Below are 23,351 nucleotides of genomic sequence, written 5' to 3'. Positions count from 1 at the left end.
GTTAGCTAAAGAAGTGATGACTTATTTCGGAAACACTCAATTTATGAAAAGGGGAAAGAAGATGACTCAAACGAATACTCCTGAATCAATCGATGACTATATTTCACAGTTTACTCCTGAGGTTCAAAAAATACTGGAAACGATCAGAAAGGTTATAAAGGAAGCGGCGCCAGAAGCAGAGGAAAAAATAAGTTATAAAATGCCCACTTTTGCTTTAAAAGGAAATTTAGTTCATTTTGCTGCGTACACGAATCATATTGGATTCTACCCTACCCCGAACGGAATTCACGCATTTAAAGAAGAATTATCGGGATTTAAAACTTCGAAGGGTGCGGTGCAATTTCCTATTAAAGCCTCTATTCCTTATGAGTTGATTCGCCGAATTGTAACCTATAGAGTTAATGAAAACAATCGGAAAGCAGAAGGCAACCGGGGTACTCACTAATGGCGCAAAAAAACAGGCAAGGAGCTTATCTTTAAGATAGGCTCTTTTTACGTGAAATGATAATGTTGAGTTAAAATTAAAATAAAAATACGGATGATAGGAACTATTGTGATCGTAATTTCGACTATACACCCATGGGCGACGCCTAACAAGATCCTGGTGAACAAACTACACAGGGGATTCCTTACATTTAAACAAGAAGAGGGTGATCTACAATGGTTAGAAGCAAAAAAGAAAAGTTATCAGAATGTAAGGTATGCTTTGAATTTTGTGGGCATGAAAGCTTGCCATTGTTTTATTCAGAAATTAATAAGAGAGGTGAATTGTAAATGAAGGCGGTTAGTGAAGAAATCCAAGATTTGTCGATAAAATCTTTGGAATCGACTTTGAATAAACTTTCCAATGCTTCTAACACCATGAGCGCAAAGGGGGCCAATACAAACATAGTCAAAAAAAGACGAAATGCGGTACAAATCGGTTTAACAAGTCTTAAAGATACTTGGAACAAAGAAGGATTCTTCTATAACGAAGAAAGTATTTTGATTACTAAAGATGTTCTACAAGGGATCCTACCTTCTATTAAAAAACAGATAGAAAAAGCAAAAGAAGGTAGTTCACAAAAAACTTTAAATGAACGTCGCTTACTTGCCATTAAACTTGCCCTTGAATCTTTGGAAGACCGTTTAAGGGGGAATGAGACCCCTATTAGAGAACACCCCACAAATTAGAACTGAACCTCATTAGATTCATTTTTTTACAAAATTAAATCATCCTGAATACAGGAAAGACATGGGGTGAAATGGTTAGAGAGAGAAAGAAATGATACTCACAAAAAATATAATTGAAACGGAAGATAAGCAATTCAATCACCGTATTCTCCTTATATGCGGTAGTGCTCATCTTTTGGGTGTGAAAGAAGTTATTTGAAGCGAAAGGTTGGGACATTATCAGTCCATTTGAAAAATTTTAGGGATTTATCCATATGATTTTGCACTAGTAAAGGTGGATAGAGAAGAAAAAGCTAACTTACGAAACGAGGGTTAGCTTTTTTGTATTCTTTCTGGAAAAGATAAGTATAAAAATAAAATGAACGATTTTAACGAGATCAGCGTCATATAGGTGCAGGTAAAGGAGAGGGTTGTATGGAACGCGAGGAGGAAATTCAATTCATTCAGCAGGCACAAGCCGGAGACGACGATGCGTTCACTCAGCTTTTTCAGTGCTATTATGCTTTCCTCTACAAATATCTTTTAAAACTAACCTTGAATGAAGATACGAGCGTTGAGCTTGCTCAGGAGACGATGATGAAGTGTTATGTGAAGCTATCTTCTTATAAAGGAGATGCAAAATTCTCCACCTGGATGATCTCAATTGCTTCAAGGCTTTACATGGATATGCTTCGAAAACAAAAACGAGAGAAGAAATGGGTGGAAGACGAAAAGCATGTCCTGTCGCGAAAGCTAGCGTGGGAGGCAAGTACAAAAGGGATGAACTGGAGCGACCTGTTCACGGATTTTAACACGTTAGACTCCACCTTAAGAATTCCGATCTTGCTCCGGCATTATTATGGCTACTCGTATGACGAAATCGGAAAAATGCTCGGCATTCGAACAGGAACTGTGAAGTCCAGGGTACACACGGGGATACAGAAATTACGAAAGGAGTTGGATATGCCGTGAATGACAAGGAAGATAAAAAGATAGTGCAACACCTCAAACAGGATTGGCAGCAAATCGATGATCTTGGAAAAGAATCACTTTCAAAGGTGGATATGCAGGAGCAACTTCTGCTATTTCAACAGAAAAAGAAAAAAGCTTTTTATCTCGAAAGTGCGCTTTTCCTGTTAACAGCGGTCGTGATTTTAACAGCCGTCATGGTTAGTCTTTTCCAAGCTCCGATCTTCTTTCTGATTATCCAGATCGTGGCCAGCCTGATCGTTCCTTTTGGTGTCTATTTCACTTATAAGAAAGTGAATAAGAAAGGAGTGGCCACTCATGACAAACCTTGAGCTCTTTGTCCTTGTTCCAATTCTGATTCTCTTGTTACTCACCCAAAGTCTGCTTCTCTTTGTCGATGCCAAGAAAAAAGGCAGTTACCCGTGGCTATGGGGAATATGGGGATTGATTCAATTACCGATGCCAACATTATTTTACTTGCTGTTTGTTGTATGGCCATATAAACGAAGGCTAAAAAAGGAGAGGAGTTGAAAACATGGACGTTTTGAACGACATAAACTGGGCGTTAGTGGCGCCATTGTTGATCTTGCAAGCGATTTTAGCCATTTCAGCGCTTGTGAGCTGCATCAAGCAAAAGGAAACAAACGGACCAAAATGGATGTGGATCCTTCTGATTCTGTTTGTGAATCTTTTTGGGGCGATTCTTTACTTTGTGATCGGACGGAAAAACAGTTAGGGGGCGGAAATCTTGCTAGTTAACATCGACAATCTATCGAAACAATTTAAAGAAAAAAGAGCAGTTTCGAATCTCTCATTCAGCATAAATGAGGGGAGTTGTATCGCGTTGTTAGGTCCAAATGGAGCGGGTAAAACGACGACGCTACAAATGTTAGCTCGCCTTCTCACACCTGACTCGGGCGCCATTCAATTTAAAGGATATGCTGAGAAAGACTATCGGCCATTGATTGGCTTTTTACCTCAGCACCCATCCTTTTTTAATTGGATGACGGCCAAAGAATTTCTGACTTTCGCCGGGAAGCTATCCTCCATTCCAAATGCCCAGCTTCAAGCTCGTGTACAGGAGACGTTAACCTTTGTGAGTTTAGAAGAGGCGATGAATAAAAGAATCGGAGGCTTCTCCGGCGGAATGAAACAACGCCTCGGCTTAGCGCAGGCTTTGCTTCACAAACCAAAGCTGCTCATTCTAGACGAACCGGTCTCAGCGCTCGATCCAAAAGGAAGACGAGATTTCCTATACCTGATTGAAGAACTGAAACAAGACATGACGGTGCTTTTTTCGACTCACATTTTACACGATGCCGAGCAAATCTGTGATGAAGTTCTTATCCTGCAAGATGGCTGTCTCAAGTGGAAAGGATCACTGCCTTCTTTACGAAAAGAGTTTGATCTATTGCCCATTAAAGTGCAAACCGAAGAACCGATGAACGGCGTCATCGAACAGCTTGAGATCATTGAAGACTATGAGTATATTGATGCGAAAACAGTGAAAGTAAGATTGCCTGAGCATGTTCACCATAATGAGCTTTTACAGGAGCTCATTAACCGGAACATATCGGTGACTCATTTTGAAATCATGCAGGATTCCTTAGAAGATGCCTATATGAAGGTTGTGAGACAATGACTCGTTTTCTAACGCTACTAAACAAAGAAATCACCGAACTGATGCGGAATGGTAAGTTGATTTGGCTCCCGGTTGTGCTGATGATCATCGGTATCTCCCAACCTCTAACAAGTTACTACATGCCGCAAATTCTTGATATGGCTGGTAACTTGCCAGAAGGAGCGAGTATCACGATTCCGACTCCTACGGGTGAAGAAGTATTGAGCGGCGCCCTGTCTCAATATGGCACGATCGGTACGTTGTTGTTTGCACTCGCAACGATGAATGTCATTGCGCAGGAACGACAAAACGGATCCATTACGCTTGTGATGGTAAGACCCGTGAACGAGTGGCAATACTTAGGCAGTAAAACGGTTGCCCAGCTTGCCCTTTTGCTCTTATCACTCATCTTAAGCTACTGCCTCACATGGTATTATACAAATTTATTATTTACTCCCGTCGACTGGAAGGTCATGCTGAGCAGCCTCGTCATGTACTGCTTCTGGGTGCTCTTTGTCGTTTGCGTCACGATTTTTGTTGGCACGATCATCCGGCAGAGTAGCGCGATCGCCGGCGTCAGTCTTCTCTTTCTAGCGCTAATCAGCCTGCTGACAACACTCCTCCCGAAATTCATGGAATGGAGTCCAGGAAACATAAGGGGAGAAGCGACAAAGCTTTTAGTCGAACAACAGTGGACCGAGTCAGCCTGGACTGTCATCGGTAGTACCGCAACGTTATCTCTTTTGCTATTTCTAGCGGGCGTCATGGTGATGAAGAGGTATAGGCGTTATTAGAGGGGGAGGGTAGTTGGGGCGAGGTGGGGAGGGAGATAGGGGGCGGTGTGGCGTACGTGTTTTGTTAGAATGATTCTCGTTAGCTAATAAAACGTGGATTTGGCCAATATATTTCGATATTGGCCAATAAAAATAGATTTTGGACAATATATCTGGAAATTGGCTAATAAAGAGGGCCTACTCGCGAACCGAGACCGCATCTTTGCTCAGTATTCACACGTTTCCCCCAGACATGCGTCCTTTATATCCGGAAATCCTTCAAGGCGTCTCGTTATAGAGAGGCCTTTTTGTTATGCCTATAGAAAGGTAATAAGGCAGACTTACGAACAATCGCTAATTTCGACAGCATTCACCATAAAACGGGTGGTGACAGGCACTACTATAATGGAGGGTTAACTTATGTCGATCAATGATCTCATTGAAACGAATCAAGATCTATCAGATGTAGAACCGATTCTGTTTGTGAAGAATTGGATGACGCCAGAACCTCTTTGCATCAAATCGGAACAGTCGATCCAGGAGGCTGGTGAATGGATGATCAGCCATAAATTAGATACATTGCCGATTGTGGATGATGATCATCATTTTCTTGGAACGATCACGTTGAGGCAAGTGCTATCTTATTTTCTTCATGACAGTAGGGACGTAAAGGTAGGTCGAGATCTTTTCAAACGCAACTTCGCGGTGGTCCATCCTGAAGATTCCATCCTGGAGGTTTTTTCATTACCATACAATGAACTGCCTGTCCTTGATTCAGAAGGGAAATTAATTGGTCTGTTATCAAAAGGCGATATAACAGATGGGTTTTCGAAATACATTTCAAAGCTTAAGCAAAAACAGCATACGGCAGAGGCGTTGAACACCGTGCTCGAAAGTGCCTATGAAGGCATTGCCGTAGTAGATGAAAACGGAACGATTCAGGAGTTTAATGAAGCGTATAGCCGTTTTACCGGTATCAAAAAAGAAAATGCGATTGGACGACATGTGACTGAAGTGATTGATAATACAGAGCTTCACATGACCGTGAAAACAGGACTAGCCGAGAGAGGGGTCCTTCAAACGATCCAGGGACATGAAATGGTCGTTCATCGCATTCCGATTGTGAAGAATGGAGCTGTTATCGGTGCTATCGGAATGCTTATTTTTGAAGGGATATCGGAGATTTACAAAATCTATGAACGCCTTAAGGAAACGGATGCAGAGGAGCCTGAACGAGGCACGAAACAACTTGGAAAAAAGAAAGAGAATCACATAATGCTAGATCAAATTATTGGTGTAAGTGAAGAGATTAAAGCTACGAAACGACTTGCTAGAAGAGCAGCCAGAACAGCGGCGACCGTGCTCATTACCGGTGAAAGTGGCACGGGGAAAGAAATGTTTGCGAAAAGTATCCACCATCTAAGCCCTTTTGCGACAGGCCCCATGATTAGCGTGAACTGTGCGGCCATTCCTGAGCATTTGTTTGAATCAGAATTATTCGGATATGAAGAAGGTGCGTTTTCAGGAGCCAAGAAAGGAGGAAAGCCCGGGAAATTTGAGCTGGCGAATAACGGTACGATTTTCTTGGACGAAATTGCAGAACTTCCGCTAAGTATGCAAACAAAACTGCTTCGTGTGCTCCAAGAAAAAGAAGCTGAGCGGGTTGGTGGCGTCAAGAAATACCAAACCAATGTAAGAGTGATCGCCGCAACGAATCAACATCTTCAGGAGCTTGTAGAAAAAGGGACCTTTCGTGAAGATCTGTTTTATCGATTAAATATCATTCGCCTCCATGTCCCGGCTCTCCGTGAACGGAAGCAGGATATTCCGATTCTCCTGTCTTACTATGCGAAAGAGATTTGTGAGAAGTATCGCGTCCAAACAAAACGATTTACCCACGAAGCTCTATCTACTCTTACGCATTCAGAGTGGAAAGGAAATATTCGTGAACTGGTGAATACGATTGAACGTGTGGTGACACTGATTGATGAACCGGTTATTGGGAAAGACCACCTCAATGGACTTTTTAGCGTGAAGGAAGATCGAGAAAAACAAATTCCTGATGAAAAACCCCACAGCTTATTAGAGGAAGCGAAACGAGTTGGAAAGGATCGAGAAAAAGAAACTATCGTCCAAGCGATAAAAGACGCTGGAGGCAATAAAACGAAAGCAGCAGAACGCCTGGGGATTCATCGGACCACGCTTTATCAAAAGTTAAAAAGTCTCGACATCTCCTAAGTAATGTGTAGGAGAATCACTACATAAAATCGACAACTGTAGTGTAGGCACTACATTCAGTAGCCCAGAAATGCTTGATGTAGCGCTTGTTAAACTTGGCACGGATCTTGCTTCTATAGATAAGTAAGTCAGAAGGAAGGAGTGATAGCCAGGTGGAAACCTATGCCGTTTTTCGAACACCGCAAACGATTTTATATGGTCGAGAGTCATTTAAACAAATCGGAGTGGAAGCTTCCATTCATGGAAGTAAAGCACTCATTATAAGCGATCAGGTGATGTCTAGTCTCGGTTATGTGAGTGAATGTCAGGATTACTTGAAGGAAAAGGGGGTTGAAAGTGAGGTTTATACCGGAGTTGAGTCAGAACCGACTGATCAGTATGTGGCAGAATCGTTAGCCCTTTTAAAAGAGAGTCAGTCTGATATCGTGATCTCCCTTGGGGGTGGAAGCTGTATCGATACAGCAAAAGCGATCGTGGTTCTTGCCACAAACGGTGGTGACTTAGCCGATTACCGCCTTAACAAGAAAGTCGCTGAGCATACTCCAATTCCGCATATTGCAATCCCTACAACAGCAGGAACAGGCTCGGAAGCAACGGATGTGACGGTCATTACAAATACATCCAATGATGTAAAAATGATGGTAAAGCAGCCAGCTTTCATGCCAACTGTCGCGATTGTTGATCCATTATTATCAATCTCATCCCCACAGCATGTAACGGCTGCAACAGGCGTTGATGCGCTGAGTCATGCGATTGAATCGTACTTATCTAAGAGATCTCATCCGATGTCGGATACATTTGCGCTATCGGCGATTCAGCTCATTGCCCAAAATATTGAGAACGCTTACTTCAATGGTGACAACCTTGAAGCGAGAGAAGCGATGAGCTTAGCGGCGTTACAAGCGGGCATGTCGTTTACCAATGCATCCGTTTGTCTCGTTCACGGAATGTCGCGACCAATCGGGGCACTGTTCCATGTGCCACATGGCTATTCCAACGCGATGCTCTTACCTGCTGTTCTTGAATTTAGCAAGAGTGAATGTCAGAAGCGCCTTGCCGATATCGGACGCATTTTTCAACCGAGCAGTGCCACTCTTACTGATGAAGAAGCAGCTGAACAAGCGGTGGCTTCGGTTCAAGAACTTTGTCGCACGTTAAACATTCCCAATCTGAAATCGTGGGGCATTGAGCAAGAGGCCTTTAACCGAGCTGTTCCTAAGATGGCGGCGGATGCGCTTGACAGTGGGAGTCCTAGTAATAACCCTCGAGTTCCTACTCAAGCAGAATTAGAAGAACTCTATCTCACTTGCTATGATTACCAATTTCGTAGCGAGCACAAGGTTCAATAACGAGCTTAGAGGGTACAAGGAGGGAAGAACATGCTAGGCATGCTGGGCTTAATTTTATCGTTAGGCCTCCTCATTTATTTAACGATGAAAGGGATCAACATCATCATAGCGGCGATTCTTTGCGCCGTGCTCGTTGCCCTTACCGGAGGACTAAATCTAGAAACAGCGTTAACCGATTATTACATGACGGGATTCACGTCTTACTTTGCTTCATGGTTTCTCATATTCTTATTAGGCGCCATCTTTGGAAAAGTGATGCAGGAAACGAAAGCGGCAGACAGTATTGCGAATTGGATCAAGAATACGCTCGGTCCTTCTCGCTCCGTCTTTGCGGTCGTTGCGGCAGCAGCCATCATGACCTACGGCGGCGTTAGCTTGTTCGTTGTCGGCTTCGCGGTTTACCCCATTGCCGTCTCTCTTTTTAAGTTAGCGAACCTGCCACATCGCTTTATCCCTGCAGCGCTCGTCTTCGGCTCCATTTCCTTTACGATGACAGCTCCGGGATCACCAGAAATCCAGAACCTGATTCCAACCGAGTACTTTGAGACAAAACCAACGGCTGGCGGGTTCATCGGCATTCTAATTGCCATCTTGATCATGTTAACCGGTGGATGGTTGTTAGGAAAAATGGTGAAAAAAGCGGTGCGGAATGGGGAAACTTTCTCATTACCAAACGAGACTTCAAAAGCATCAAATGAAATCGCTGCAACAGCCGAATTGAAGCAGGTGGAGCCAGAGCCTGAGCCTGAGCCTGAGCAAAACCACTTGCCGAATGTCATTTTAGCGATCTTGCCACTCGTCATGGTCATCGTATCATTAAATACGCTATCCAATTTTATCTCCTCAACTGGAGCCGCTCTTATTTCGCTTGCTTCCGGTATTGTTTTAGCCTGTATAATCATGCTTCCATACTTACAGGAATTCTGGAACCCGCTCGCGAAAGGCACGCATGATGCGTTAATTGCTGCTGCGAATACTTGCGCCGTAGTTGGCTTTGGTAGCGTGGCGGCACAGGTCGGGGCTTTTCAAACCGTGGTTGATGGACTTGTGAATATTCCGGGTCCACCACTGATGGGACTTGCAATTGCAGTCACGCTTATATGTGGACTAACGGGCTCAGCGTCCGGTGGTCTTGGAATCGCACTCCCGATTTTATCCCCGATTTATTTAGGGATGGGGAACTTAGATCCTGGCGCGATGCACCGTATTTCAGCCCTTGCTTCTGGTGGACTTGATTCGCTCCCACACAATGGCTATGTGGTGACCACAATCCGTGCGATTTGCGGTGAAACCCATAAGCGTTCTTACGGACCGATCTTTTTACTTAGCGTTATCCTGCCGACAATCGCTTTGATCCTGGCAGTCATTCTATACTCGATTTTTTAAAAAGTGTACAAAAAGGAAGGGGACTTTATCATGGCAACGACAACAACAAACACGCTACAAAACTACATTAACGGTGAATGGGTAGACGCAAAAACGGATCAATTTCAATCTGTACCGAACCCAGCAACGGGTGAAGAACTCGCACAGGTACCGATTTCATCGAGAGAAGATCTTGATGAAGCCGTAAAAGTTGCAAAGGCAACCTTCAAAACGTGGAGCAAAACCCCCGTACCAAAGCGTGCGCGCATTCTTTTTAAGTACCAGCAGCTTCTTGTTGATAACTGGGACGAGCTCGCGCGGTTGCTTACACAGGAAAATGGAAAAAGCTTTAAAGAAGCGCAGGGCGAGGTACAGCGCGGGATTGAATGCGTCGAGTTCGCAGCCGGTGCGCCTTCCTTAATGATGGGGAAACAGCTCCCGGATATTGCGACAAATCTAGAATCCGGCATGTACCGCTATCCCGTCGGCGTCGTTGGTGGCATTACACCGTTTAACTTTCCGATGATGGTGCCATGCTGGATGTTCCCGCTCGCCATCGCGATGGGCAATACGTTCGTCCTTAAGCCTTCAGAACGAACGCCGCTACTCGCAAACCGATTAGCGGAACTGTTTAAAGAAGCGGGTCTTCCAGACGGCGTCCTTAATATCGTTCACGGTGCGCATGATGTTGTAAATGGTCTATTGGAGCACAAAGACGTGCCAGCGATTTCCTTTGTCGGCTCACAGCCTGTCGCAGAATACGTGTATAAAACAGGTGCAGCGAACGGCAAACGCGTTCAAGCCCTAGCCGGTGCGAAAAACCATTCCATCGTCATGGCAGACGCGGATCTTGATGCAGCGGTGAAAGAAATCATTGCCGCTTCCTACGGATCAGCAGGAGAGCGCTGCATGGCCTGCTCGGTCGTTGTCGCGGTAGACGATGTCGTCGAGCCACTGCTTCAAAAGCTGAACGAAAAAGCAGATGAAATTAAAATCGGAAACGGACTGGATGAGGATGTGTTCCTAGGACCTGTCATCCGCAAAGAACACAAAGAAAGAACGGAAAGCTACATTCAAAAAGGACAGGAAGAAGGCGCCACGCTCGTCCGCGACGGACGCAACGATGAAGCTTACAACGACAAAGGCTACTTCATTGGACCAACGATCTTTGATCACGTGAACACGTCCATGCAAATCTGGAAGGACGAAATCTTCGCTCCTGTTCTATCGATTGTACGAGTGAAAAGCCTAGAAGAAGCGATTGAGCTCACGAATGAATCCGACTTCGGAAACGGCGCATGCCTCTTCACCCAAAGCGGCAGCAACGTCCGCTACTTCAGAGAAAACATCGAAGTCGGCATGCTCGGTGTGAATATCGGAGTTCCAGCCCCAATGGCCTTCTTCCCATTCTCCGGGTGGAAGAACTCCTTCTACGGCGATCTTCATGCGAATGGGTCGGATGGCGTGGAGTTTTATACGAGAAGGAAGATGTTGACGGCTAGGTGGTAGAATAGAGAAAAATAAATGGAGAAATGAAAAGGTGTAGAGAAGGAAAATCTTCTCTATACCTTTTATATGTCAAAACCAAAGTGTTTAATGAATTAAGTTTTCTCTCAGGTCCATTCTTAGTAGGATCATTATTGATTTTCTATTTGACGAGCGGTGATTTCAAACGCTACTTCCTCGCTAAGTTAGTATTTGATGGGCCGTTTTCTTTTCAGTTAGCTTATTTTTATTAAAAGTAAAACTCTTTAAATTAGCGAATTTTATGCCAGTTTACAACTTTCTTTCGTTCATGATTATTCCATGATCATTTACGGTTTTGAACGGTTATTAAAGAAAAGAAGATAACCCAAATATATTCTTGCTAAGAAAAAATGCGAGTAAGTTCTCCATAAGTAGGAGGGCTTTTTTCATTTGTCCCCATGTATCGATTGATCAATCGACAACGTTCGATCAAAATCGTTTGGTGCCAGGCACTCTCTGAATATTCATGAAAGAAATAGAAAACATTAGAAGTTAAGTTACTGTTTTTCAAGCAATCCATCATGTAGACGAACCACAACATACGGGAGAAAGGTGTTTTACGACATGCCAGAATTATTACTTCGGGTAACAATTACGTTCTTTGTCCTATTTCTCCTAGCGAGAATCGCAGGAAGAAAAGAAATCAGTCAACTGACGTTCTTCAATTGGGTATCTGCCGTAGCAATCGGATCACTCGCTGGGAATATCACGGTAAATCAAGATTTAAGTATTCTAAAAGGTGTGATCATGCTCGTAGTATGGGTTTTCTTCACCCTATTGCTAGGATTTATCGATATTAAGTTCAAAGGTGCACGTAAGGTGATCACAGGGGAGCCGATCATCGTTATTCGAGAAGGGAAGATCATGGAACATTCTCTTCGTAAAACAAGTTTGGATATCGATACGTTACGAATGCTTCTAAGAGAAAAGAATGTCTTTCAATTATCAGAGGTCGACATTGCTATATTTGAGATGAATGGAAAACTATCTGTTTTAAAAACCGATCGTCATCAGCCTGTGACGAGAAACGACATGAATGTCTTGAGTAAACCAAAACTTTTCCCGATCGCAACGGAGGTCATCTCTGATGGGGTGGTCAATGTAAAGAACCTTGTGATGTTGAATCGAGATCAGAATTGGTTAGCTGAGCAAGTGCTACTAGCAGGTGCTACTTCTCCTTCTGAAGTGTTCTATGCAGAAGTACAACAAGACGGCACGGTCTATGTGGATTTGAAGGAGGATCAACTTGTCCGTTAGGCGCTGCTTTTGCTGAATCAGTCCATCCATCATTTTTATAACCTTAAGACATCGGTTCAGTTTTCGATCGGTCATGAAAAGCGCCTTGATGCTTCAAGACGTTTTTCATGGTTGACTATTTTTCTGATAGTAATGATTGAGTGGGATTTATCTAAGCGTTATCTCCATTGGCTAGTTAAGTATTTCATTATTTAACTTTTTGTTATATCCAGAAAATAGTAATATAGAGGGCGGGAAGAAAATATCGGAGGTTTTATCATGTCCATTGCTAGCTATTCAAAATTTACTAACTTCAAAGAATCAATTCACGCTCTAACAGATCCTACTGATCAGGAAGAGCTAATGACCGAAACTTTCTTACTTGAACGAGACGAGAATAAGAACTTGGGAATATATTATGCTCCGTTCGAACATGTGAATGAGCATGAAAAAATCGTGATTGTCGGAATTACTCCTGGACTTCATCAGATGAAGAAATCATTTGAAACGGTTTGGAATAACGATAATGAAGAAATTGGAGATGAAGAGCTTTTACAAAAAGTGAAGAATCATTCCAGTTTCGAAGGTCCGATGAGAAAAAACCTGATTACTATGTTAGATGAATTGGAACTACATACTCATTTATATCTGGACTCTTCAAGTGAACTGTTTGGTCCCGCCAGTCATCTCGTCCAAACGACTTCAGTTCTCCCTTATCCAGTATTCTATAAAGGAAAGAACTTCAGTGGCTCCACCCCAAACATATTAAAAACGGAAGTGCTGCATCGATACGCCTTGAACCATCTGCCAATCGAGTTAGAGAAGTTAAACGATCCGTTGATTGTTCCTTTAGGTGTAAATGTAACGAAAGTACTGATGCATCTAGCTGAAATCAACTTGATTTCAGCTAACTCAATCATAAACGGATTTCCACATCCTTCGGGAGGAAACGGTCATCGTCATCGGCAGTTTGCAGTGAACAAAGAGGGAATGAAGGAAACGATTCGACGGTATTTTGGCTAAGTAATAGGTTCGTTTTTATGGTTCCCATTTTCAACAAAATAACCGGAATACTATGGATAATAGTAAAAGAAAAGCGCAGGGAAATGTTGGAGATTATCTTTTTGTAATCACGTTGATTAAAAAAACAGAGGAGTTTAAGATAAAGTTAAAAAAAGAGAGAGTTTCTGCAAAGTGGAAATAGAAGCGAGTTGAGGTGATGAAATTTGTTTGATTTACTTTACAATCTCTATATACAACATAAAAAAATCTATACTTTAGAAAACAATAAACCAAATTACCTAAAGCCATCAGGTAACCAAGGAATATTGGTCAAAACTCAAGAAGAGAATTCACAATGGAAGTTAGTTTCGAAAAACATCATTCTATCAGCTACCATTGATCTTTTAACTCATAAAAAAATCTTTCGTAACGATTTAAAAAAGTATGGTAGAACATCCTTTCTCCATTCATTATTAGCACAGCTACCCTTTATCAAAGTAGAACGGAATAATGACAAATCAGTTGTGAGTCTAATTGAATATACTACAGAGGAACTACCAGAAGCTCAATTTAATCAAGTGGTTATTTTTCTTGATGAAATTATTGCAGGTAAATATAATCCTCAACGTATTAGTAGTCAAATCTCGGAAGATAGTAAAAAACGTTTGAAGTCACGAGCAAGGCAAGGTCTCAAAATCCTTGGATTTCTAGACTCTTCCTTCAATATGAATGAAGAAAGGCTCAGGAAATATGAGCAAGCTAATAGCAAGGTTAGCCTCATAAGGGACGGAATACTTAAGCATCGATACTTTAAATTGATTCTTGAACTTCTAAGATCCTCAAATTCATTCACTAAAGAAGAGAAGTTAGATTCTTTAGTAGAGTTAGGCATGCACATCGTTCGGAATTCACAAGGTGAAAACCTAATGAAAGAATCAGTAGCTAAGTACAGAACAAGAAATATCCTATCCTGGTTAGAGGAGGTCAACCTTATCAATTCTGATTGGAATGTTATTGATAGTAGTAGTTTCATACATAAGAAAGACGAATTTCAAAGGTTAAGACAAGACACTTTTCACTCAGTTATTATAAAACTCAGGAAAGAAAGAGCAAAACAACTTCGTAAATTGTTAGATAGTAAGAATCACATTTCATATGATGCCTTCAACAATGAAGTATGGAACTTAGGGCACGCTGTTTTAAATGGAGAGAAAGTCGATATATTTGAAGCCTTATCTATAAGAAATCACACCATTTTAAATCAGTTAGAAAGTGAACTGGAAAATGGCTCTTTAAAATATTTGGGTAACTCTATATGGGGATCTGGAAGTAGAGTGTTTGGCTCAGGTATAACTAGTCTTTCAGTAAATGAAAAGGAAAGTATTATACGGGACGCAGTCCAACTTCTGAATGATGAAGGTATGCAGCCAATCGAAAAGGCAGAGAGAATTGCTAGTTTGAAAGGGTTCGGGGAAAATAGCGCAACTGGACTTGTTATGGTCTTTCATCCTGATGAGTTTGGTATATACAATGTTCGATCAAAGGAAGCACTAAACAAACTAGGGTATGAACATCATGATTTAGAAAGTTTCCATCAACAGCTTTCTAACCTTAAAAATGATGTTGATGCTGACGATTATATTGAACTGGATTGGTTTCTCTATTGGATAAGTTTAGATACAGGGGAAGACCACGGTGACCACCAATACTGGTGGGTTAACCAAGGCCAAACACATCGTTCCGAGAAGCAAGGCGGATTTCTATGGGCTCCAAAGCAAAACAAACAAGGTAGGCCACTTAAACACCATGTTGACTTGCTAGAAGCTAAGGTAGAAGATCCAATATTCACTTATTCTTCTGGTGAGGTAAAAACAGTAGCGATTGTTCGTGAGCCTACAATTTCACAAGCTCAACCTGATACGATCTCTAATGGTATGTGGGAGAAGGAAGGGTATTATACTTCGGTAGATTACTACGATTTATCTCCTCCTATTGAAAAAGCAGAAGTGCCAGAAAAGTGGAGAATAGAAGAAGAGGGGCCGTTTGATCGTAATGGGAACGTGAAGCAGGGATATTTTTTCAATGTAACAGATGACTTTGCTACAAATCTATTTCATCGATTTAAAGAACGTTTTCCTGAAGAGGTTCATTCGTATTTTGAAGGTAAGGGAGAAATAGTAGAAATGACTGATTCAGAACTCGTTTCTCACATTGATTCCTACATAGCCAGTAAAGGCTTTTACTACGAAAAAGAAGAAGTAGAAAACCTTTTTCTATCATTAAAAACGAAGCCATTCGTCATTCTATCTGGAATCTCTGGTACAGGTAAAACTAAGATCGTTCAATGGTTTGCTGAAAGTGTAGGAGCGACAGAAAAAAATAGTCAATTCACTCTAATTCCAGTCCGACCTGACTGGAGTGATGGATCAGATCTATTAGGCTATGTTGATATTAAAGGTGAATTTCAAGAAGGTCCGTTAACTAGGGTGATTCGAGAAGCATCTATTCATAGAAACAAACCTTATTTTGTGTTACTAGATGAAATGAACCTCGCACGTGTTGAGTACTACTTTAGTGATATCCTCAGTGTTATGGAAAGTAAACGCTTGGAGAACGGAGAGCTTGTCACGTCCTCTATTTTGCCTGAAGAAACGATTGGAGAACACCTGGGGATTCCAGAGAACCTGTATTTTATAGGTACAGTTAACATGGATGAAACAACGCATCCCTTCAGTAAAAAGGTATTAGATCGTGCAAACACGATTGAGTTCAATCGAGTAAATTTAAATAATTTTGCTTTCTTAGAGAATGATGATGAGATAGAAAATCTAGAGATTCAAAATCAAACGTTAAGTGGAGAGTTTTTGCATTTAAAGGATGCGTATGAAGGAAATCAAGACCTAGTACATAGAGCAACTGATCTCTTGGTAGAAGTGAATCGCATTCTCGAACAAATCGGTGCGCATGTTGGCTATCGTGTGCGTGATGAGGTTTGTTTTTATTGTATTTACAATGATCAGGCTGGTTTAATGACATTTAATCATGCATTTGATTATCAGTTGCTGCAAAAAATTCTTCCTCGCCTCGCCGGAAGTGATGCTAGGGTATTACGCGTGTTAGAAGATCTTTATACATTTACTTCAGGAAAGCGAGTTTCTGATGATCAGCTTGAAAATCTAGTGGAATCAGCAAAACAGGCAGCCTATCCGAAATCTGCTCATAAACTGCTTGAAATGATAAGGAGGTTCCGTGACGATGGCTTTACTTCCTTCTGGACTTAATCAAGAAGAAGTAGAACTAGTTGTGGTTGAAACGGATGAACTTACCCTTTATTTAAAGGGGAAGCCTTATCATGAGCGTTACGAAACCCTCATGCAGTATCACGAGAGATCTTATTTCCAAGATGAAAAAATGCAGTTAGAGGTAACTGGAGAGAGCCTTCAGTCTGTACAAGTGTTTGATGTTCAGAAGGGAGAGCTTGTCGAAAAGGACGACCATGCCCCTATTTTCTTTGAGAATGTTGTTTATCAGCTCGTTGCTTTTTCGAAGCATGGAAAGTCACTCCGTTTCCATCATGAACATCCTCGCTTAAGACGTGCAGTTAGTATGGTGAAGGCGGGGAGAGATCCAATTCTCATGGGGAACCTTCAGTTTCAAAACGAAGTAGGGTATTCCACATTTGAAATTTACGATGTGGAGAAGAAGCTACTTGAAGTAACGATTGAGGTATTTCCTTCAAAGCTAAATTATAAAGAAGATTATGATAGGCTTCTAAAGGAAGTAAATGACGAGATCTATAATCTTGCTTATCATTTTGTGAAAAAGACGTACGTTGGAGCGGTTTCTAAAGTAGAGGAAAAGCCATCATTAGCTGAATTCTATCGTTTAATTCAAGCCCATTTTCAAGATTTCCTTCATGCTCTTAAGCGGATTGAAACACAGCCACATCATGAATTAAAAACGATCCATGAGCATGTTCGAGGCGATCAACTACGACGAGTTGACTCTAGAGGTAGGAGTTATTTAAGAAAAAGGCCGCATCTTTTGCAGGAGGTTCCAAAAGGCATTGAAATTGCAGGAAAATCCTATATGCCTTCAAAAGGATTAGGTATGAAAAAAGTGCTTTCTTATGACACCCATGAAAACCGATTTGTGAAGTGGATGATGAATCGATTGATCAACAAGTTAGATGAATTAAGAAAGAAAGTGGCTGACCCTGGATGGAGAAAAGCGGAAGTTGATCAAGACCTTTTAGGACAAATCGATGGGATGAAAAAGGAATTGGAAAGAAAGCTACGCTCGGCTTTTTGGAGAGAAATCGGGGAGCTTGATCGTTCGGTTATGAGCTTAGTCTTACAAATGGCTCCAGGGTACCGAGAATCTTATAAAATCTTTTTGATTTTATCACGTGGGTTAGCCCTGGAAGGTAGGATTTATCAAATGTCAGTTAAAGATGTCGCTCTTCTTTACGAGTACTGGACCTTCTTAAAGCTCGGAAAAATGTTAAGTAAAAAGTACATACCAGTTAAGCAGGATATTATTAAAGTGGATCGCGATGGTTTGTTCGTAAATCTTGTAAAAGATAAGTCAGCACGTCGAGAGTTTAAACATCCATTAACTAATGAAAAGATTATTCTCGAATTTCAGATGAAGGACGGAAATTTGCCTACAGTTACTCAAATGCCCGATACCGTTCTTAAAATCGAGAAAAAAGGGAACGATCATCACTATCATTATATTTTTGACGCGAAGTACCGAGTTGATTTTGCCGTGGAAGGAAGCTATTACGAGGGGAAGTATAAGACGCCTGGACCACTTGAGGATGATATAAATACCATGCATCGTTATCGTGATGCACTTGTTGTTCAAGAAGAAGGTCCTTATGAACGGTATGCTTTTGGTGCTTATGTCTTATTTCCTTGGTTTGATGAAGAAACGTATGAACAACACGATTTTTATAAAAGCATTAACAAAGTAAATATAGGTGCACTGCCATTTTTACCTCAATCAACTCGTTTAGTGGAACAGTTTATCGAGCATCTCATTGAAAAAAGTCCAGAAGAGATCCAGCGAGAAGGGATCTTACCTAAAGGATCGATTAAAGAGTGGGAATCTTCTCTTGAGGAGAAAGTGCTTATCGGTATGGTTCCTAGAGAACAGAACTATAAGGCGCACCTTCAAAATCGCTTCTATCATATTCCAGTCAAGCAGTTAAAGAAAGGCTGGCAGGATGCAAGGTATATTGCACTATATCCTAAAAAGGGCGCAGCAAAGACAAACGGTGTTACCTGCTACGGTAAAATCGTTAACATAAGGTTCCTAAAGCGTTCTGAAATTCATGAGCTTCCGAAAAATAGCTCGGATGAATATGTTCGATTTGAAGTGGGAGCTTGGAATATGCTCGATAATGTTATTCGACCCGTTGGTTACGGCATTTCCGTTTATGCTTTATCTACCATTAATTTACTAAAGCAGTCGAGAGAACTACCAGAGTTGTTTATGAAAACAAAGGAAGAAATAACTCTATGGAGGATGTTGAGAAGATTTTCTAATCAAGTAAGAACTGAGTTAGATAGTACTCATTTAGACAAGGCGACAGGTATTAAGGGATATAGGATGAAGGACATTAGACTTTCTATTGACCAAAGTAAAGATGCGTTGAGAATTGAATCTTCAAAGGAAGTTCGAGAAATTCAATTAAAATGGTTAACTCAAAATCCTTCTACTGTATTTAAGCAGATCTCTGAGTTGCTATCTCTAAAGTAGAATAATCTAGCAATTCCTTTCCAATTTAGATTGTCTTATATTATGATTAAATTAACTGACAATTCAAAGGGGGGAGAAGGGAATGCCTACCTACCACAAGCTAGTGAGAGATCGTATTCCAGAGATCATTCGTGCAAATGGTAATAAGTGCAATACCGAATTTCTAGAGGAAGCTGAGTATAAAAAAGAATTGCAGCTAAAGTTAAAAGAAGAACTACAGGAGTATCTTGAAGCGCAGGAAGATAGTCATGCAGTTGAAGAACTGGCGGATATGCTTGAGTTGATCTATTCATTAGTAGAGGTGCATCATTCTTCCATTGAAGAATTGGAAGAAGTGCGTAGGGAGAAGAGAGAAATTCGTGGTGGGTTTGATGAGCGAGTTTATTTGATTGATGTGGAGGATTAGAGCGGTACGAATGAAAAGTCACTGGGATAGTTTTATCTGACTTTCATTCAAACTGGACAGTTCCCCAATGATAAAGTAAACTAACACCAACTAAATAAGGTTATCACGAGTGAACGAGAGTACGGGCTCACTGACTTCACAGCAACCTGCCATGCGGTAAGGTGCTCCAACCTGCAAAGCATGGCTTTGAATGATAACGTACGGATAGCGGAAGCTCTTTGTTGCATTCATTTGCGATAAGGAGCCTTTTTTGTTCATTTGTTGAATACCTTGTTTATAACGATAAGGGGGATGAGTTTGTGAACGTTAATCGATTTGCACGAAGCGTTATGGCGAAAAGCTATAATGCGGAAAGTTTTTTAGTACATGTGGCAGAAGTCATGGAACGTCAGCTGAAGGAGTGGAATGAGGAATATGAAGTGCTGGTAATGAAACTTGTGGACTATGAGGTGGTGGTTAAAAAGGAAAACCGCTCGTATGAACTGTTGCTTGCGGAAAAAACATTGCTTTCATTACAACAGAAATCCTCTTATGCGCTGGATCGGTATCTGTGGCTGGAATTAGAAAAACAGGGTCTTCAAATTGTGAGAGGAAATGGGGATTATATTGAAAGTGTTATGTTTTGATAAGGAAGTGAAAAACCCGTTCGATCCAGGGGTAGCCACTGTCTGTTCCCGTTTTAAGTGAAGATAAGCTGAGATATCCCGTTAACACCTACTAGAGCCTTACAATAAATAAAAAACTTAGCGGAATCTATTTTGTTATTTGTTTTCATACCATGATCAATGCATGTTTATCATACTGCTATTCATTAGTTTGAACCGAAATGGAGAAAAGTATTTTTGAAAATAAACAGTAGGAAAACGGTGAATGGAACCAAAATTGGAAGCATACACCTACTGAAGAGGTAATTGGTAACGATTAGAATGGAGCAAAATGAACAATGAAATTGCCCCAATTAGGAGACGGAAAACGTAGGATTTAGCGTAATGATGAAGGATGTTTCTAGCGTGTCAGCAATCAATGGCACTCCTTTCAGATAAGGAAATTATGCCAATTTATTATTATGCTGAAAAAGGATGATTAAAGAATTCTAGAATCGCTAGGATGTTCGAGAGTAGTTAAAAAGTAATGGTTTTCAATTAATGCGTTTTCTAAAGAAAGGAAAATAGGTTTTTTCATATAACGAACGAGACTTAGAAGGAATTCTTACGTCTCTTTTTTTGTTTCAATTTTAACTAAGACAAGGTGAGTTTTTTAATCACTCTCAAGCAGTTTCAGTGATTCGAATTTTGTATAGCGTGTTTATCTGTTCAGTTTTGCAAATTGACTGAATACAAAAACTGCACATTGTAAACCCTTTCATTTAGCGTTTTCACGCTCTATACTTAGCACTATCAAATCATGATTTGTTTCATCCGTATCATTTTGCAAAATAAGGAAGTTGGAGATCTCCATGTCACTTGATGAAAGATACCCATTCTTTATAACGAAAACTTGAGTTAGCAACCCGGGTTCATTGCGGTCGAGAATGTGATTGAGCAGCGCGGTTATACTAAAGCGAACGTTCGATGAATGGCCTGTCTTCTGTCCATCACCATGGCACGAAACATCATCATCTAGCTTATCAATAGAAAGGTTTGAACGGCTTATGTTAAAAGACTTAATTCATGAAGAAACCATTCAATTTGCTTCACACGCAACAGATTGGAAAGAGGCGATTAAAACAGCGGCCAAACCGCTCCTCACGAATGAACAGATCACGCCGGCTTACGTCGATGCGATGATCAGAAGTGTTGAAGAGTTAGGGCCATATGTTGTCATCGCTCCAGGAATCGCCATCCCTCATGCTCGACCTGAAGCAGGCGTGAATGAGGTTGGCATGAGCTTACTTCGGTTAGATGAAGCCGTTCCTTTTTCAGAGAAAGAAAAGCACCAGGTGAAATTGCTAATTGTGCTTGCTGCAGCCGATCAAGAAACGCATCTAGAAGCCCTTGCACAGCTTTCAGAACTCCTATCGGAGGAAGAGAATCTAGCTACAATTTATGGTGCAACGAATAAAGAAGAAATTATTAACCTTGTTACAAAATACTCAAATTAAAAGGAGAGAATGAAAATGAAAAAAATTCTTGTTGTATGTGGAAACGGACTAGGAAGCAGCTTTATGGTGGAAATGAATGTGAAAAGTATTCTGAAAGAACTTAATATTGAGGCTGAGGTGGACCATACCGATCTTACAACGAGTAAATCTGAAAATGCGGATTACTACTTAGGCTCAACAGAGATCGTTGAAAATCTTGAAGATGGCAAGCGAAATGTCATTAAACTCAACAATTTGATGGATAAAAACGAGTTAAGAACGGCGCTTGAAGCAAATCTGAAAGGAGAATAAAAACGATGGTCGATTTAATCATGAAAGATATTTTAGGGACACCGGCGATCCTTGTAGGGCTATTTGCCCTTGTCGGTCTTCTTCTTCAAAAGAAGGACGTTGCCAATGTCATTTCAGGTACATTAAAAACGATCATGGGGTTTGTGATTCTGGGGGCAGGGGCTGGCGTGCTTGTCGGCTCCCTAGATAATTTCAGTAGTATGTTCGATCATGCTTTTGAAATTCAAGGAATCATCCCGAATAACGAAGCGATCGTTGCGTTAGCACAGGAAGCATTCGGTGCAGAAACGGCAATGATCATGCTTTTCGGAATGGTAGCAAACATTGTTCTCGCACGTATTACCCCTTTTAAGTACATCTTCTTAACAGGTCATCATACGATGTTCATGGCTTGTCTGATTGCCGTTATTCTCTCAACTGGCGGCTTTAGCGGCGCAACAATGATTATTACCGGTTCGGTTATTCTCGGGTCTTTAATGGTTCTCTTACCTGCGTTATTGCAGCCGTTTACAAGAAAAATTACAGGCAGCGATGATTTTGCGATTGGCCACTTTGGCTCCTTCGGTTATTTAATCGCCGCAGCTGTTGGGAAAGCGGTAGGAAAGAACTCTAAGTCGACAGAGGAAATTAAAGTTCCGAAAACCCTTAACTTCCTTCGTGACACATCTGTCTCTGTCTCGCTTACGATGGCGCTTTTATTCTTCGTCGTGGCCCTATTTACAGGACCATCATTCATCGAATCCGAGCTAAGCGGCGGAACGAATTTCCTTGTATTCTCCTTTATGCAAGCGCTAACGTTCGCAGCTGGTGTCTACATCATTTTAGCCGGTGTAAGAATGCTTCTATCTGAAATTGTTCCTGCCTTCAAAGGTATTGCAGATAAAGTGATACCGAATGCGATCCCAGCACTTGATGTTCCGGCCGTTTTTCCATTCGCCAACAACGCAGTTATTATTGGTTTCTTCTTTAGCTTTATCGCTGGACTTCTCAGTATGTTTCTTCTTCCGCTCTTAGGGTTGAAAGTCATTGTTCCTGGTCTTGTGCCTCACTTCTTCACCGGAGCCGCCGCAGGTGTATTCGGAAATGCAGCCGGCGGTCGAAGAGGAGCCGTGTTTGGCTCGATGGCAAACGGCGTGATTATTAGCTTCTTGCCAGCTCTTCTTCTTCCGGTCCTTGGCACACTCGGATTTGAAGGTACCACGTTCGGAGATGCTGACTTCGGTGTAGTTGGTATCGTTCTTGGAAACATGATTGCTCTTCTTTCCTCGAAAACGGCGTTCCTTGCGATCGTTGGGGTGTTGTTAGCTGCTATTTTTGTAGGGGCATCCATGTTCAAGCGTTCGAAAGAGCAGAACGAGGTAGACGATAAGCCTGAAGCTTCGTAGCGGGTAATCTCGGGGACGGTTCTCGTGATTCATATTTCGATACAACGTGAAAAGGAGCATTCATTATTCCGATAATGAATGCTTTTTTAGTTATGAGATGGAATCAGCAGAACCGTCCCGGCGATGCGCCGGCGATGCGAGCGAAACCGCCTGCAAGCGATAAGGCGTTG

Annotated in this window: 21 protein-coding genes and 1 riboswitch; all 21 genes read left to right on the top strand. The window is 41.5% G+C overall.

Annotated features, from left to right (window positions below; all coding sequences use genetic code 11):
- The first annotated feature begins 61 nt into the window (after positions 1 to 61).
- Positions 62 to 445 carry an iron chaperone gene (locus PQ511_RS10580; protein ID WP_273851865.1) on the top strand — a complete coding sequence of 128 codons (384 nt, stop codon included), beginning with the start codon at positions 62 to 64 and terminating at the stop codon, positions 443 to 445.
- A 329-nt stretch (positions 446 to 774) separates the two neighbouring features.
- Positions 775 to 1,173 carry a hypothetical protein gene (locus tag PQ511_RS10575; RefSeq protein WP_273851864.1) on the top strand — a complete coding sequence of 133 codons (399 nt, stop codon included), beginning with the start codon at positions 775 to 777 and terminating at the stop codon, positions 1,171 to 1,173.
- A gap of 414 nt (positions 1,174 to 1,587) precedes the next feature.
- The gene (gene sigY, locus PQ511_RS10570) at positions 1,588 to 2,124 is read left to right on the top strand and encodes an RNA polymerase sigma factor SigY (protein WP_273851863.1); all 537 of its coding nucleotides are present in this window, start codon (positions 1,588 to 1,590) and stop codon (positions 2,122 to 2,124) included.
- Positions 2,121 to 2,453: a YxlC family protein gene (locus tag PQ511_RS10565; protein ID WP_273851862.1), complete on the top strand. Its 333-nt coding sequence runs from the start codon at positions 2,121 to 2,123 to the stop codon at positions 2,451 to 2,453. Before sigY ends, PQ511_RS10565 begins: the two co-directional genes overlap by 4 nt.
- On the top strand, positions 2,440 to 2,652 hold the full coding sequence (locus PQ511_RS10560) for a transcriptional regulator (RefSeq protein ID WP_273851861.1): 213 nt from the start codon (positions 2,440 to 2,442) through the stop codon (positions 2,650 to 2,652). The genes PQ511_RS10565 and PQ511_RS10560 overlap by 14 nt, the downstream gene beginning before the upstream one ends.
- 4 nt (positions 2,653 to 2,656) lie before the next feature.
- A complete protein-coding gene (locus PQ511_RS10555) occupies positions 2,657 to 2,857 on the top strand; it encodes a PLD nuclease N-terminal domain-containing protein (protein WP_273851860.1) in 201 nt (66 codons plus the stop codon).
- A gap of 12 nt (positions 2,858 to 2,869) precedes the next feature.
- Entirely contained in the window at positions 2,870 to 3,763 is an 894-nt protein-coding gene (locus PQ511_RS10550) for an ABC transporter ATP-binding protein (RefSeq protein WP_273851859.1), read from the top strand.
- Positions 3,760 to 4,536 (top strand): ABC transporter permease, encoded by a 777-nt coding sequence (locus PQ511_RS10545; protein WP_273851858.1) that lies wholly within the window; start codon positions 3,760 to 3,762, stop codon positions 4,534 to 4,536. Before PQ511_RS10550 ends, PQ511_RS10545 begins: the two co-directional genes overlap by 4 nt.
- Positions 4,537 to 4,935: 399 nt before the next feature.
- Entirely contained in the window at positions 4,936 to 6,753 is a 1,818-nt protein-coding gene (locus PQ511_RS10540; protein ID WP_273851857.1) for a sigma-54-dependent Fis family transcriptional regulator, read from the top strand.
- A 152-nt stretch (positions 6,754 to 6,905) separates the two neighbouring features.
- Complete coding sequence (locus PQ511_RS10535; RefSeq protein WP_273851856.1) at positions 6,906 to 8,102, top strand: iron-containing alcohol dehydrogenase; 1,197 nt, start codon at positions 6,906 to 6,908, stop codon at positions 8,100 to 8,102.
- Between the two features lie 30 nt (positions 8,103 to 8,132).
- Positions 8,133 to 9,488 (top strand): GntP family permease, encoded by a 1,356-nt coding sequence (locus tag PQ511_RS10530; protein WP_273851855.1) that lies wholly within the window; start codon positions 8,133 to 8,135, stop codon positions 9,486 to 9,488.
- 30 nt (positions 9,489 to 9,518) lie between these two features.
- On the top strand, positions 9,519 to 10,976 hold the full coding sequence (locus PQ511_RS10525) for a CoA-acylating methylmalonate-semialdehyde dehydrogenase (RefSeq protein ID WP_273851854.1): 1,458 nt from the start codon (positions 9,519 to 9,521) through the stop codon (positions 10,974 to 10,976).
- Positions 10,977 to 11,558: 582 nt separating this feature from the next.
- The gene (locus PQ511_RS10520; RefSeq protein WP_273851853.1) at positions 11,559 to 12,251 is read left to right on the top strand and encodes a DUF421 domain-containing protein; all 693 of its coding nucleotides are present in this window, start codon (positions 11,559 to 11,561) and stop codon (positions 12,249 to 12,251) included.
- Positions 12,252 to 12,509: 258 nt separating this feature from the next.
- Entirely contained in the window at positions 12,510 to 13,253 is a 744-nt protein-coding gene (locus tag PQ511_RS10515) for a hypothetical protein (protein WP_273851851.1), read from the top strand.
- 203 nt (positions 13,254 to 13,456) lie between these two features.
- Positions 13,457 to 16,513 (top strand): McrB family protein, encoded by a 3,057-nt coding sequence (locus PQ511_RS10510; RefSeq protein WP_273851850.1) that lies wholly within the window; start codon positions 13,457 to 13,459, stop codon positions 16,511 to 16,513.
- On the top strand, positions 16,488 to 18,998 hold the full coding sequence (locus PQ511_RS10505) for a restriction endonuclease-like protein (RefSeq protein ID WP_273851849.1): 2,511 nt from the start codon (positions 16,488 to 16,490) through the stop codon (positions 18,996 to 18,998). The genes PQ511_RS10510 and PQ511_RS10505 overlap by 26 nt, the downstream gene beginning before the upstream one ends.
- Before the next feature lie 82 nt (positions 18,999 to 19,080).
- Positions 19,081 to 19,404, top strand: coding sequence for a nucleoside triphosphate pyrophosphohydrolase (locus tag PQ511_RS10500; RefSeq protein ID WP_273851848.1), 324 nt, complete (start codon positions 19,081 to 19,083; stop codon positions 19,402 to 19,404).
- A 97-nt stretch (positions 19,405 to 19,501) separates the two neighbouring features.
- Positions 19,502 to 19,604: riboswitch (SAM riboswitch) on the top strand.
- Between the two features lie 99 nt (positions 19,605 to 19,703).
- A complete protein-coding gene (locus PQ511_RS10495) occupies positions 19,704 to 20,030 on the top strand; it encodes a hypothetical protein (RefSeq protein ID WP_273851847.1) in 327 nt (108 codons plus the stop codon).
- 1,025 nt (positions 20,031 to 21,055) lie between these two features.
- On the top strand, positions 21,056 to 21,505 hold the full coding sequence (locus PQ511_RS10490; RefSeq protein ID WP_273851846.1) for a PTS sugar transporter subunit IIA: 450 nt from the start codon (positions 21,056 to 21,058) through the stop codon (positions 21,503 to 21,505).
- Between the two features lie 15 nt (positions 21,506 to 21,520).
- Entirely contained in the window at positions 21,521 to 21,796 is a 276-nt protein-coding gene (locus tag PQ511_RS10485) for a PTS sugar transporter subunit IIB (protein ID WP_273851845.1), read from the top strand.
- Positions 21,797 to 21,801: 5 nt separating this feature from the next.
- On the top strand, positions 21,802 to 23,181 hold the full coding sequence (gene ulaA, locus PQ511_RS10480) for a PTS ascorbate transporter subunit IIC (RefSeq protein ID WP_273851844.1): 1,380 nt from the start codon (positions 21,802 to 21,804) through the stop codon (positions 23,179 to 23,181).
- The last annotated feature ends 170 nt before the right edge of the window (positions 23,182 to 23,351 follow it).

Source organism: Guptibacillus spartinae, from assembly GCF_028610625.1.
Lineage (GTDB): Bacteria > Bacillota > Bacilli > Bacillales > Guptibacillaceae > Guptibacillus > Guptibacillus spartinae.
The sequence above is the reverse complement of the archived record's forward strand: the minus strand, read 5'-3'. Positions and strand labels throughout refer to the sequence as shown.